Below are 11,854 nucleotides of genomic sequence, written 5' to 3'. Positions count from 1 at the left end.
GTGGTCACCTTCTGCGCGGAGGCGAACGCCGACCAGTCGCTGTCGCTCGTGCCGTTGACCGTGCCGACCTCGACGTCGGTCACCCGGCCCGCGCCGTCATAAGTCGTCTTCTGCGCGCGACGCTTCAGCGAGCCTGCGCCGTCCGGATCGGCCGAGATCACACCCGTCCGCCGCCGCGCGGCATCGTAGCGGTAGGTCGTGGTGTCGGCGGTGCCCGAAAGCGGCCCGTCTACGGTGAGCAGGTCGCCGAGCGGCGTGTAGGTCGCGGTGGTGGCGAAGCACCGCGAGCACTTCCTGCGCGGTGATCTTGGCGATCGGCCGGTTGCCGAGCTTGGGATAGGCCTTGTCGAGCAGCCAGCGAATCTTGGCGAGGGTGACCTCGGCCATGTCCTCGCGCTCGTTCTTCGCGATCCACTCCTCGGCGACCGCCTTGAAGCTGTTTTCGGCGGCGATCATGTCGCGCGCGGTTTCCAGCTTGATCTCATGCGAGGGGGCGAGGCCCGCGGCAATCATCCGGCGGGCATCGTCACGTTGCGAACGGGCAGCCGCAAGGCCGACATCCGGCCACGCGCCGAACGAAAGTGTCCGCTGCTTGCCCAGTGCCGATAATTGAGTCGCCAGAGCTTGGCGCCGTTCGTCTTCACGAGAAGATAGAGGCCGGCGCCGTCGGCGAGCTTATAGTCTCGGTCGGTCGGCTTGGCGTTGGTGACCGTCGTCGCGAAAAGCTTTCCCATGATGGTATCGTCCCTGTCCATCAGGGGCCGCCGATACCATCAGGAATACCATCTTTGTTCCCGATTGGTGCCGGAACAGCCCGGATTTCACCGGACGGTCATATCACAAAAAACGGCAGAAATCTGCCGTTTTTCGGACGTTCTCGGAAGAGCAAATGGCCAGAAGAGGACTCGATAGTTTAAGTTAAGATATTGAATAAAAATAGTTATGTAAGATTGGATTTTTAAGATGACCTGAAAAGATACCCAATAAACTCCTATAAACAGCGGTTCGAGTCATATTGGTACTCTATGAGTACTGGAGAGACAATAGGGAATATTCTTCAAAATGCCAGCTTTTTCCGATTCAACTCGCGTACGAGGTGAATTGAGGATAAGGTTTCGGAATCGGGGAGCGGAAGGCAGATTGCGTGGCGCCATACATGGCGCATTGCGAACCTAGAGCCGCGTTGCGTTGTGGTTGATCCGGTCCAGGATGGTGTTGAGCTACGGCTGATCGCGATAGTAGAGAGAACCCCGGGCTATACGTGATCTCCACGAGACCCGAGTCGATCCCGCGCTCTCGCGCGGTCACCGCGATCAGGTCGCGGAACTCCGGAAGCTCGTGGAGCAGCATCAGTTCGCGACCGGCTGCGGTGCCAGCACGGGTTCGAGCAGCCGCTCGGCGCGGGCGGAGCCATAGTCGCGCAGTGCCTTCGCCAGCTTGTTGCGGTCCATCGTGCGCGCGCGCGCTAGCGCACGCGGCAACACCGCAGACTTGTCCTCGGCAAGCCGGTCGAGATTGTGGAGGAGGTCGACCATCAGCACCTCTTCGGTCAGCCGCGGAGGAACCGACGGGCGAAGCCTGAAATCATAGGTCCGCCCATCGAGCTTGAACCGCCCATGACGCTTGCGGTTGTAGACCACGGTTTCGTTGTAGAGCTGGGTCGTACCGACCCCGAGGCCATTATAGGCGTTGGGCGAGACCATCAGGAAGCGGTCGTCGCCGAGGAAGGTCTCGACGAGCTTCTCGGGCGCGGCGGGAGAAGCGCCGAAGCGGGTCTGACGCGGAACCATATAAACTCCGCCCGAGACCTTCTCGAGCCGGCCTTCTCCGACCAACTGACGCAGATGGCGATCGACCGCGGTCGACCAACGCGCGAGATCCTTGCGCCGATAGACCTGGCCCGGCCGCAGCCGTCGCTTCAGCTCGTTTAGTGCGGACACGTTTCCATCCTCTGCCCGTCCAGATAGACCCTGCAGTCACCTATGCAAGTTTTCTTCCTAAAAATTCATGCACACCGGTGGTAAGAAGTCAGATTGGAAGCAGCGACGGTATGGACGATCGCTTGATGGGGTCGTCTCGCTGTCCTCGCGCTGCGAGGTAAGCCTCAATCAATCACGTATCGCGACATAATGATCGATAGGACGTGGCGCTATCGATCATCCGGCGCGCATTTGACCCGCTAGGCCGATCCCGAAGAGGCGGCGCGTCCCAGTTCCGCGTCAGCGGTGGCGAGACGGTGCAAGCGCTCGCGCGCACCGGCCAGGACCGTGGCGTGAATGGCTTCCGGAAAATGCGCGGGAAGCAAGGCCTCGACAGCCGCGAACGCCCGATCGAAGGCTTGCCGGATATCGTCGATCGCCCGGGCGATGAGCTGCGTCGACAGTGCGGCGGCGCGGCCTGCCTCCACGAAATGCCGCCCATGGATTTCGAAGATACGATATTTGCGCGAATTGCCGACCGCCATCGCCAGCTTGAATTGGTTGCGGCGGATCTGGTGCGCATCGAGGCTCGGCTGCGCGGTCAGGACATCGTAGAACGGCGTCATCCGAAAGCGGCCGCCCGGCGCCAGGAAGATGCTGAAGTTCTTCGCATGGCCGTCCGTCGCGCCGATCAGCCAGAACAAGAGCTGCGCCTTGAAGAAGGCCAGCCGGTCGCCCGAGGGATCGTCGCTTCCGGCGAGCAGATGGGCGATCGCCGCGATGCCGGGTCCGCCTTCGCTTTCATATTTGCCGGCGGACGGGACCGAAAGCGCCTGGCAGCAATCCTCCTGCGGGAGCCGGAGCAGCCTTCCGTCCCGGGTCCAGCGCCGATCGAAGCGCGTGACGACGAGGACCTTAGTCTTCCCGAAGGTGGCGATCTCGACGTCATTGGCGGGCAGCCCGAACGCTTCCATCAGCTTGAGGCAGTAGAATTCGTTCTCGACGCTGTTCGACAGGTCGATGCCGTTCGGCAGCTCGCCGATCTGGGGCTTGAGGATGTGCGTGGTCGGCGTCGTGCCGGTCGGCTTCAGCCATTTTCCGTCGTGACGCAGCAGCGCCGTCTTTTCCTGCGCGCCGGCGATGGAGATGCGGAAGTCGTCTTCCTTGTCGAGGCCGAGCGGGGCGCGCGCGAGGTTCGCCACGATGGCGGCGATTTCGTCCTCGCCGACTTCGATCCCGTCGATCGCGGTGGTCGGCGGCGGAAGTTCGTCGATCGCCATGAACTGCAGCGCGCCGACGCAGTCGCGGCCGATTTCGCTGAGCAAGCTGAAGGCATCGGTGCCCTGGGCTCCCACGCGTTCGGCGACGCGGCTGCGGATCGGTTTGGAATCGGGCAGGAGATTCTCGAATACCGCCGTGACCCGGTCGCCGAGATAGCGGGTCTCGCGAAGCGGCAGCGAGAGCGACACCGGGATGGCGTTCTCCCATCCGAGCCAGCTCGGATCATAAGCGAAGTCGATCGCCCCGCTCGACTGCCGCGTCAGCCGGCCGACATGGCGGTTGTTCAGGAAGACGTTGAGCGGAGCACGACCGGGTCTGCGCGGCATCAGAAGATGTCCTCGATATCCTCCGAGCTGCTCTTCGAGCGCGGACCGACCATGAGCTCGAGATCCAGCGCCGCCAGTATGGCGCAGATCGTCTCGATCTTCGCCGCGCCGTGCCCACTTTCGATTTGCGAGATCGTCGCCTGGCGAAGGCCCGCCCTGGCGGCCACGTCGGATTGGTTGAGCCCGGCCAGCGTGCGATAGCGTCGCAGTGCTTCGCCGAGCTGCTTTGGGGTGCGGGCAAGTTGGGCCATCGGTCGTCTCCGACAGCACATATACGCTAGTCGAGATAAATCTTCAATATACGGATTAGCGCATATCGCTGGAATATGCGCCAACCCGTATAATCTCGAATTATACGGCTATTCGGATATTTGCTTGTGACGCCTCGCAACACCTAGCCACCCATCTCGCCAAGCGGTCGCCTGGAATGTGATCGGTGCATAGGGTCTGTATCCGGAGCCGCCTCCGCCGGTGGAAAGTCTCAACTCGCCAGACGGCCCCGGAACCGGTGAACTCAAATCTTCGCAGATCGCTGCCGCAACTCTTCGACAAAGGTCTTGAGGCTGGCGACCGGAATGAGCGTGCTTCTTCCCAGCTTGATTGCTTCGATCTCCCCGGCGTCGAGCAGTTCGTAGAATTTCGACCGGCTGATGCCGATCATTTGCGCGGCAACGGGTATTCGCACGGCAATCCGCTCATGGTCGCCCAGATCGCGTGCAACGGTGAAGTTCGGCATTCCGTCTCTCCTTTGCGTTAGCCCCCGGCTGTGATGACGACGCATCGGATCAGGCCACCCCTCGGTTTGTCCCTGGTCGTGCACGGACGCTCGCAATGAACCGCCGGAGCCCGCGCCTCACCCGGCGAACCATTCCGGGCCGACCGGTCGCCGCAATCGTGCGCGCGCCGATCGCACGAGCCGCTGCGTGCGCAGCCGGTAGGCGTCGCTGTCCAGCCGCCATTCCTTGTCGGCGATGTCACCGAAGAGCCGGTGCGCGATCTGCCGATGGCTGGCGCCCTGTTCGAGCGCGTCGGCGGTCCGGAGCTCGGCAATCCAGCGCTGGGTGCGCCGCGAAGTCTGACTGCCAACCCCTGCCTCGGGGGCTTTGAACAAGCGGATCAAATCCTCGAGCGTCCGCAAGCGCGGGGGGAGGTCGCACAAGCCCTCGAGGTGGAAACGCAAGAGCGCCGGACCGCCGAGGAGAGTCCCTTCAATCACGTCTAGCCGCAGCAGCCACCCCACGTCGCTGAACAGCCAATGCTCGCTTCCGTCCTGAGACACCGTGACATGCGCGAAAGGCGCCAACCGCAAGAGGTCAAAATATCCGGACGAGGTTGTGGGCAGGCTCTCGGCGCTTGCGGATACGACGTGCGGATCGTGCCCCGAGCGCCATATCGGATGTGCCGAGCCTGCGTCCTTCGTCGGATCCTCGAGCGCGACCAGCGCGAACCGGCGCGCGACGCGCGCGGCAACCCGCCCGTCGGGATCGTGCCCATAGCGATGCCAGGCACGACGGTAAGCCGGACACCGCCGCAGCCATTCCCAGGCGAACAGGCGCCGGTCGGCATCGCGCAGATGTGCATAGCATTTGGGCTGCTGCCAGTCGGGGGCGGGGATCGAAGGGGGCACGCTCAACTCCGGAGCGAGGATGACTTCACCTCCCGGGCCCGGCGATACCTCCTTTGGGGGTTAGTGACGCAGCACTTCGTCGAAGCCAATCTCGCCGTCATGGAGCGCCATGATCGCCAGCTGGGTCCGACGAGCGACATCGAAGCGCGACCGCGCCGCGTTGAGATATTTGGTGACCGTCTCCTCGCTCAGCTCGAGGATGCGCCCGATCTCCCAGTCCGACTTGCCCTGCGCCATCAGCAGCACGCACTCGCGCTGGCGCGGCGACAGGTGCCCGGCCGCCGTTGCTCGCGCACGCGTGATCCGGCGGCTTACCTCGAAGCCGAACTGCCCGACGAGCTGCGCCGCCATCAGGTTGCGTGCCGGCAGCGCGGTGCCGGCACGCGTCGCGAACGAGCACGAGGCCGCGCGCTCGCCAGGCAAATGGATCGGTACCGTGAAGCCTTCGCCGATGCCGTGGCGCCGGCTTTCCTCGAGCACTTGGCGCTGCTTCGGCGTCAGCCGGATCAGCTTGCCGAGCTCCGACCAGGCAAACCCCACCAGCTGCGTCCTGCACGCGCGTTGCACCGGATCGATCTCGTAGAGCCCATCCGTGTCGAACCGCTCCTGCCAGCTTCCCGGATAGTCGAGCAGGGCCAGTCGGGCGTCCGCCGCCCGCGCAGGCCTGCCGTGCTGGACCAGCGCATGGTATCTGAAACCAAGTTCGGCCGCGGCAGCCCCGAGCAGGCGATCGAGATCGGAGATCGACTCGACCGCCTGGCTCTCGGCCGCAAATTCGGCGACGACTCGCATTGCGCGCAGGTCGCCGAGCGATGCGCAGCAGTCCAGCGACACGGTGCACCCTCGTACGCAAACTATTCGGCGCGCTGGAGGCTTGGCTCACCGCGCACGCCTACGATTATAGAGCGAATATATTTGATATATTTCAAGAGGTTTACCTAGATCGGACTGCGACCGGGGCGGGATTTCGCACGCTCCGTCGAAGCTTTTCACCTCCGCCAGGACCGGTAGTTGAGAGCCGTGCGCCGGACGGAACAAGTGAGGGCGGCGAGTCGGCGATGGCTTGAGTCCGTCGCTCGCTCGCGGGCCGACTGGACATGCCGTCGCTCGCCGCGGCGCAGGATTACCTCGCGTCGCTCCAGACCATCGACAGCCTCGACGCGCTCCGCGACGCGCTCCGCGACGCGCTCGTCGAAACCAGCGCGCGTCTCGGCTGCCGCTATTTCGCACTGAGCCAGCATGTCGACTTCCTGCGCGCGCCCGATTCGGCGCTCCGGCTCCACAATTATCCCGAAGCCTGGGAGCATTGGTTCGACACCGAGGGGCTCGGCGTCTCCGACCCGATACACCGTGCGAGCCATGTCACGGCCTATGGATTCCGCTGGGCTGCGGTGCACGGGCTGATCAACCTGTCCAAGCGCGACCATCATGTCCTGGCCGAAGCGCAGACGCACGGCATCGGCGATGGCTTCACCGTGCCGGGCAATGTGCCCGGCGAAACGCTGGGCTCGTGTTCGTTCGCCTGGCCGGCCGGAGAGGGCATGCCGGAGGACCGCATCCCGTTCGCACAGCTCGCGGGCCAGCTCTTGTTCGAGACCGGGCGCCGGCTGGCGGCGCGGCGCCCGCTCCCCAATCCGCCCGCACTTACCGACCGGCAGGTCGAGTGCATCATGTGGGTGGGTCGCGGCAAGACCGACTGGGAGATCGCGCAGATCCTCGGCGTCAGCCACACCACCGTGATCGAGCATCTCCGCAATGCGCGCGAGCGCTATGACGCGTCGACTCGCTCGATGCTGACGGTGCGCGCGCTCTATGACGGCGCGGTCTGCTTCAGCGACCTGATCGCCTGACAACCCTCATTCCTTGGAATGGGCCGCCGGTTTGCCGGCTGCTCTTAGGGCGCTCGCCTTTTTTCTGGAGCGAGTGCCATGATGCTTATCGTCGACGACACCAACCGCATGCACGAGCGCGTCGCGCTGCGCGGCATGTTCGAAGCGCGCAAGCAGGTCTTCATCGACCTGCTCGGCTGGGACCTGCCCGTCCTCGCCGACCGCTACGAAGTCGACCAGTTCGACAATGCGCGTGCGACCTATCTCATCCTGACCGATCCCGAGCGGCGCCACCTCGCCTCGGCGCGGCTGCTCCCGACCGATGAACCGGGCATCCTCACCGGGCTGTTCCCCGACCTCTGCGACGAGGCGCCACCCAGCGGACCCGGCGTGCTCGAGATCACGCGCTTCTGCCTGTCGCGCGGGCTTCGCGCCGCCGAACGCCGCGTCGCACGCAACATGCTGGTGACGGCAATCGCGCAGTTCGCCGTGGCGAACGGCGTGCGCTGCTATACCGGGGTCGCAGAGCTGCCGTGGCTGCAGCAGATCCTCGGGTTCGGCTGGACCTGCGCCCCGCTCGGGCTTCCGCGCGAGCATGCCGGCAAGATGCTCGGCGCGCTCCGGATCGAGATCGAGCCCGACACGCTCGACAAGCTCGCCGCCGCGGGCGTGTTCTGCGAGCCGCGCACCGTTGCGGCCTCCCACGCGGCCTGAGGAGACGGACAATGATCGCAGATATCCAGAGCCCCGATGCGGGCACGGCCGTCCGGCCCGATGCGCTCGGCGCCGAGGGTTTCAGCATCCTGCACGGCGTGGTTTCCGGCGACACGATCGCCCGCCTCGCCATAGACCTGTCGCCGCACTTCGAGGCGACGCCCTTCTGCGAGGGAGGCTTCTACGGTGCGCGGACCAAGCGGTTCGGGCGCCTGCTGAGCCGTTCCGACGCCGCAGCCGAGCTGGTGCTCCACCGCGAGGTGCTCGGACTGGCGGAAGCGGTGCTGTCGCCCTGGTGCGACACGATCCAGCTCAACCTCAGCCAGGCGATCGAGATCCACCCCGGTGCGCTTCCCCAGTTCCCGCACCGCGACCAGGATATGTGGAGGGGCGTCACCGGTGAGATCGAATATCTCGTCAACGTCATCTGGCCGCTGACGCCGTTTACCGCCGCCAATGGCGCGACGCTGATCTGGCCCGCAAGCCACGGTGCGGCCGCACTGGACAGCGAAGTGGCGGGCGAGCCGATCGTGGCGGAATGCGATCCCGGCGACGCGATCGTCTTCCTCGGCTCGACGCTCCATGGCGCCGGCGGCAACGTCACTACCGCCACGCGGCGCGCGATCATCGTTAGCTACTGCCTCGGCTGGCTCAAACCCTATGAAAATCAGTGGCTCGCCTATCCACCCGAGGTTGCGCGCCGCTTCCCCGCCGAACTGGCGGCGCTGGTCGGCTATCGCCAGCACCGCCCCAACCTCGGCAATTTCGAGGGACAATGCCCGTCGATCCTGCTCCAGGACGACGTTCCCGAGCATCTCGCCGCGACCGACGCGCTGCGTGCCGACCAGCAGGCGATGCTCGCCGACTATGTCCAAGCGCAGCAGCGCGGCGCCGAGCGGACCGGGCCATGAGTCCCGGCGGGACGATGATGCGCGTTTATGCCGCGCTGAAGGCGCGCGTCCTCGCCGGTGCCTTCAGCCCCGGCGAGCGGCTCGACCCGGCGCGGCTCTCGGGCGAGCTTGCGGCGAGCGTCACGCCGATCCGCGACGCGCTGCATCGGCTGACCGGCGAGCGGCTGGTCGACAGCTGGCAGCATGAAGGTTTTCGCCAGCCGTTGGTGAGCGAAGCGGGACTGCGCGATCTCTACGGCTGGAGCGCGGAACTGCTTGCGCTGGCGATACGCGCTGCCGCGCGAAGCGAAGTCCCTCCGCCCCGGCTGGATTCGCTGTCCGGCGACGACCACGCCGACGATGCCGCGCGGCTCTTCGCCTGGATCGCCGAGCATTCGCCCAATCATGAGCACCGCGCCCAGATCGCGTCGCTCAACGACCGGCTCCATATCGTCCGTCGGGTCGAGGGGCGGCTGCTGCACGACTGCGAGGCCGAGCTCGACACGATCGCCGGGCACGTAGAGGCGGGCCGCTGGAACGGCGCGCGGCAGGCACTCGACGCCTACCATCGCCGCCGGCTGCGCTGCGTGCCGCAGATCGCCGCGCAGATCAGGCCTCGGGATGCTACCTGACCCCGCAACAATCGCACAATTTGGCCCGTATAAAGTTGGTATATGCCGCTTGCCGCCGCAGCCTTGCGGCGCTGCCTGGAGCAGCGTGCAAGGAGAAGCGATATGGAACGGACCGTCGAACACGAACCGATCATCGACCTCGGCGCGGCGAGCACCGAGACCAAGGGCAATGCGGGCGAGTTCAAGGACGACCAGTCCACCCGCATGCTTCCCGGTCTCTCCGACGAGTGATCGGACCCGGCGCGCGGCCTGGCCGCGCGCCGAACCCCCGCGATGACCCATCAGCTGCGCGAAGGCCTGTCCTACTGCTTCGTCGGCGACCGCGCCGTTTTCCTCGATCTGCCAGGCGACCGCTATTTCTGCCTCGGCGCTGACCTGGAGGATCGTTTCCGCACATGGGCCGTGGGCGACGCGGGCGGCGACGTCGATGCCCTCACCCGGCACGGCCTTCTCGTGTCGGGATCGACGCCTCCGGCCTGCGCGCGCGCCGCCGCACCTACGGCGAGCCTGCTCGAGATCGAACATGACCGGCCGCGGGCGTCGCTGCTCCCTGTTGCGTTGCTCCAATTCGCCGTCACTTCGGCGAGCCTGAGGCTCGCCGGCCTCGCGGCGACCGTCGCGCGCTTTCGCCGGCGCAAGGAGCGCGTACGCGCCAGCGCTGCGTACGAAGGACTCGCAGGCGCGATCGCGCACGCCCATGAGGCGACCGCACTGCTGACCGCGTCGCACGACAAGTGCCTCGCGCGGTCGATCGCTGTGGCCAGCCACATGGCAGGCCGCGGTCTCACGCCGATACTGGTGCTCGGCGTGCGGCTGCGCCCGTTCCACGCGCATTGCTGGGTGCAGCTCGACGGAAGGATCGCCAACGACCGGATCGAGAATGTGCGCACCTTCACACCGATCCTCGCGATATGATGGGACCGCGCTATTTCGCGTTCGTCGGTCCCGCTGAGCAGGTAGTGGCGCTCGAGCGGCGCGCCGGGCAAGTCGCGCGGGCGAGCGGTCTTGCGCCTGTGTTCCGGCAGGAGGGCATCGCCGTCTTTGCCGAGCCGGGTGACGGCCCCGTGCCCTGCGCGGAGCTGCTTGTCCTCGGCACGCTGTTCGAGCGAGCCACCGGCCGGTCCGTCGGCGATCGCTGGGAGCGAAGGCTGATCCGTCACCATTGGGGATCCTATGTCGCCTTCGTTCTCGACCCGCATGCGGCGGGTTGGTCGATCGTGCGGGCGCCGTTCGGCGAACTCGGCTGCTATTATTGGAGCGACGGCGCGCTGGTGGTGGCTGCGTCCGATGTGGCGCTGCTATGCGCCTGGGCCGGTGCGACACCACCGATCGACTGGGCCGCCGTCGCTGGCCACCTGATCGCGCCCGATCTCCGCCCGTCGGCCACCTGCCTGTCGGGGATCCAGGAGCTCCTCGGCGGAACCTGCCTTCGTATTGCCAATGGCAGCTATGCGGTCGAAGAACTGTGGTCGCCATGGGCGTATGTCGGTCGTGCCGACGACGCCGATCTCGACACGCTCGCCACCGGGCTGCGCGCGGTCACGACCGAGTGCATTGGCCGCATCGGCGGCGGATTCTCGCGGGTGCTGGTCGCGCTTTCGGGCGGGCTCGACTCGTCGATCGTCGCAGCCTCGCTTGCGGCCACGGGCGTGCCGTTCGAATGCATGACGCTGGTCACGGCCGACGCGCTCGGCGACGAGCGGCCGTTCGCACGCGCAGTGACCGATGCGCTCGGGGTCCGCCTGAGCGAGGCGCCGCGCCTGGTCGCCGGCGTCGATGTCGGGCGCTCGAACGCCGCACACCTGCCGCGGCCGGTCGGGCGCTATTTTGCGCAGGAGTCCGAGCGGCACTTCGCGGCGATCGCGCGTGCGGCGGGCGCGGACGCGATCCTTCGCGGCGGCGGTGGCGACAATGTCTTCTGCTATATCCAGTCGGTCCGGCCGATCGTCGATCGCATCCGCCGGCAAGGCTGGATTCCGGCTCTCGAAACGCTCGGCGATGTCTGCCGGCTGACCGGCTGCAGCGCACCGACCGCCGTGCACCGCACCTTGCGCCGGTTGCGTCGCCCGCCGGCCTATCCGGTCGCGGTCGACACCAGCCTCCTCTCGCGCGAGCTGCTGGCGGAGACGCCCGTCGGACCGAGCTGGCGCGATGCACCTGACGATGCGCTGCCCGGCCAGGCGGCGCACGTGGCCTCAGTGCTGACCATGGCGAACTATATGGAGCCGCTCGCGCCCGAACTGCGGCTGCCGCTGCTCTCGCCGCTGATGTCGCAGCCGATCGTCGAATTCTGCCTCGGCGTGCCGAGTTGGCTGTGGTGCCGCGGCGGCAACAACCGGATGGTCGCCCGCCGGGCCTTTGCCGGCGACCTGCCGAAGGCGATCGTCAAGCGGCGCGGCAAGGGCGCGCCCGATTCGTTCGAGATCGAGATCTACGAGGCCAACCGCGCGGCGCTGCGCGAGCTGCTCGAGGACGGACTGCTCGCCGCGCACGGGCTGATCGACATGGACGGCGTGCGCGCGGTGCTCGCCGACACCAGACCGGTCAGGGGCATCGCCTATTCGAGGGTCATGCAGCTCGGTGAAACCGAGGCTTGGGCGCGCAGCTGGACCGGGCGGCGCGTGCTCCCGTGAGCT

Annotated in this window: 14 protein-coding genes and 1 pseudogene; 7 read left to right on the top strand and 8 right to left on the bottom strand. The window is 66.2% G+C overall.

What is annotated here, in order from left to right:
- Positions 1-96: 96 nt before the first annotated feature.
- From J7495_RS06330 to J7495_RS06300, 8 genes and pseudogenes are all read right to left on the bottom strand, one after another.
- The gene (locus tag J7495_RS06330) at positions 97-513 is read right to left on the bottom strand and encodes a hypothetical protein (RefSeq protein ID WP_294055470.1); all 417 of its coding nucleotides are present in this window, start codon (positions 511-513) and stop codon (positions 97-99) included.
- A 21-nt stretch (positions 514-534) separates the two neighbouring features.
- A pseudogene (locus J7495_RS06325) lies at positions 535-734 on the bottom strand (Arm DNA-binding domain-containing protein); the annotation flags it as partial.
- Positions 735-1,349: 615 nt separating this feature from the next.
- Complete coding sequence (locus tag J7495_RS06320) at positions 1,350-1,940, bottom strand: hypothetical protein (protein WP_294055466.1); 591 nt, start codon at positions 1,938-1,940, stop codon at positions 1,350-1,352.
- Between the two features lie 239 nt (positions 1,941-2,179).
- On the bottom strand, positions 2,180-3,526 hold the full coding sequence (locus J7495_RS06315) for a type II toxin-antitoxin system HipA family toxin (protein WP_366810838.1): 1,347 nt from the start codon (positions 3,524-3,526) through the stop codon (positions 2,180-2,182).
- A complete protein-coding gene (locus J7495_RS20215; protein ID WP_366810836.1) occupies positions 3,526-3,777 on the bottom strand; it encodes a helix-turn-helix transcriptional regulator in 252 nt (83 codons plus the stop codon). The genes J7495_RS06315 and J7495_RS20215 overlap by 1 nt, the downstream gene beginning before the upstream one ends.
- A gap of 263 nt (positions 3,778-4,040) precedes the next feature.
- A complete protein-coding gene (locus J7495_RS06310) occupies positions 4,041-4,262 on the bottom strand; it encodes a helix-turn-helix domain-containing protein (protein ID WP_294055463.1) in 222 nt (73 codons plus the stop codon).
- 117 nt (positions 4,263-4,379) lie between these two features.
- Positions 4,380-5,153: a DUF2285 domain-containing protein gene (locus J7495_RS06305; protein ID WP_294055461.1), complete on the bottom strand. Its 774-nt coding sequence runs from the start codon at positions 5,151-5,153 to the stop codon at positions 4,380-4,382.
- Positions 5,154-5,213: 60 nt separating this feature from the next.
- Positions 5,214-5,945: a LuxR family transcriptional regulator gene (locus J7495_RS06300; RefSeq protein WP_294055459.1), complete on the bottom strand. Its 732-nt coding sequence runs from the start codon at positions 5,943-5,945 to the stop codon at positions 5,214-5,216.
- A 305-nt stretch (positions 5,946-6,250) separates the two neighbouring features.
- On the opposite strand from J7495_RS06300, the gene J7495_RS06295 reads away from it, so the two are divergent.
- The 7 genes from J7495_RS06295 to J7495_RS06265 all read left to right on the top strand — a co-directional run bounded on the left by J7495_RS06295 (position 6,251) and on the right by J7495_RS06265 (position 11,851).
- Positions 6,251-7,003, top strand: coding sequence for a LuxR family transcriptional regulator (locus J7495_RS06295; RefSeq protein ID WP_294055457.1), 753 nt, complete (start codon positions 6,251-6,253; stop codon positions 7,001-7,003).
- An 81-nt stretch (positions 7,004-7,084) separates the two neighbouring features.
- The gene (locus J7495_RS06290) at positions 7,085-7,696 is read left to right on the top strand and encodes an acyl-homoserine-lactone synthase (protein WP_294055486.1); all 612 of its coding nucleotides are present in this window, start codon (positions 7,085-7,087) and stop codon (positions 7,694-7,696) included.
- Between the two features lie 11 nt (positions 7,697-7,707).
- A complete protein-coding gene (locus tag J7495_RS06285) occupies positions 7,708-8,607 on the top strand; it encodes a phytanoyl-CoA dioxygenase family protein (protein ID WP_294055455.1) in 900 nt (299 codons plus the stop codon).
- A gap of 14 nt (positions 8,608-8,621) precedes the next feature.
- The gene (locus tag J7495_RS06280) at positions 8,622-9,218 is read left to right on the top strand and encodes a GntR family transcriptional regulator (RefSeq protein WP_294055453.1); all 597 of its coding nucleotides are present in this window, start codon (positions 8,622-8,624) and stop codon (positions 9,216-9,218) included.
- Positions 9,219-9,320: 102 nt separating this feature from the next.
- Positions 9,321-9,449 (top strand): benenodin family lasso peptide, encoded by a 129-nt coding sequence (locus J7495_RS06275; protein ID WP_294055451.1) that lies wholly within the window; start codon positions 9,321-9,323, stop codon positions 9,447-9,449.
- Between the two features lie 42 nt (positions 9,450-9,491).
- Complete coding sequence (locus J7495_RS06270) at positions 9,492-10,133, top strand: lasso peptide biosynthesis B2 protein (protein ID WP_294055450.1); 642 nt, start codon at positions 9,492-9,494, stop codon at positions 10,131-10,133.
- Complete coding sequence (locus J7495_RS06265; RefSeq protein ID WP_294055448.1) at positions 10,130-11,851, top strand: asparagine synthetase B family protein; 1,722 nt, start codon at positions 10,130-10,132, stop codon at positions 11,849-11,851. Before J7495_RS06270 ends, J7495_RS06265 begins: the two co-directional genes overlap by 4 nt.
- Positions 11,852-11,854 lie beyond the last annotated feature (3 nt).

It is taken from the genome of Sphingomonas sp. (assembly GCF_017745215.1).
Classification (GTDB): domain Bacteria; phylum Pseudomonadota; class Alphaproteobacteria; order Sphingomonadales; family Sphingomonadaceae; genus Sphingomonas.
The sequence above is the reverse complement of the archived record's forward strand: the minus strand, read 5'-3'. Positions and strand labels throughout refer to the sequence as shown.

What these genes read in the sequence shown, in the direction of transcription:
- J7495_RS06330 (WP_294055470.1), bottom strand. Translation starts at nt 513, where the DNA reads ATGATTGCCGCGGGCCTCGCCCCCTCGCATGAGATCAAGCTGGAAACC.
- J7495_RS06315 (WP_366810838.1), bottom strand. Translation starts at nt 3,526, where the DNA reads ATGCCGCGCAGACCCGGTCGTGCTCCGCTCAACGTCTTCCTGAACAAC.
- J7495_RS20215 (WP_366810836.1), bottom strand. Translation starts at nt 3,777, where the DNA reads ATGGCCCAACTTGCCCGCACCCCAAAGCAGCTCGGCGAAGCACTGCGA.
- J7495_RS06310 (WP_294055463.1), bottom strand. Translation starts at nt 4,262, where the DNA reads ATGCCGAACTTCACCGTTGCACGCGATCTGGGCGACCATGAGCGGATT.
- J7495_RS06300 (WP_294055459.1), bottom strand. Translation starts at nt 5,945, where the DNA reads ATGCGAGTCGTCGCCGAATTTGCGGCCGAGAGCCAGGCGGTCGAGTCG.
- J7495_RS06295 (WP_294055457.1), top strand. Translation starts at nt 6,251, where the DNA reads ATGCCGTCGCTCGCCGCGGCGCAGGATTACCTCGCGTCGCTCCAGACC.
- J7495_RS06290 (WP_294055486.1), top strand. Translation starts at nt 7,085, where the DNA reads ATGCTTATCGTCGACGACACCAACCGCATGCACGAGCGCGTCGCGCTG.
- J7495_RS06285 (WP_294055455.1), top strand. Translation starts at nt 7,708, where the DNA reads ATGATCGCAGATATCCAGAGCCCCGATGCGGGCACGGCCGTCCGGCCC.
- J7495_RS06280 (WP_294055453.1), top strand. Translation starts at nt 8,622, where the DNA reads ATGATGCGCGTTTATGCCGCGCTGAAGGCGCGCGTCCTCGCCGGTGCC.
- J7495_RS06275 (WP_294055451.1), top strand. Translation starts at nt 9,321, where the DNA reads ATGGAACGGACCGTCGAACACGAACCGATCATCGACCTCGGCGCGGCG.
- J7495_RS06270 (WP_294055450.1), top strand. Translation starts at nt 9,492, where the DNA reads ATGACCCATCAGCTGCGCGAAGGCCTGTCCTACTGCTTCGTCGGCGAC.
- J7495_RS06265 (WP_294055448.1), top strand. Translation starts at nt 10,130, where the DNA reads ATGATGGGACCGCGCTATTTCGCGTTCGTCGGTCCCGCTGAGCAGGTA.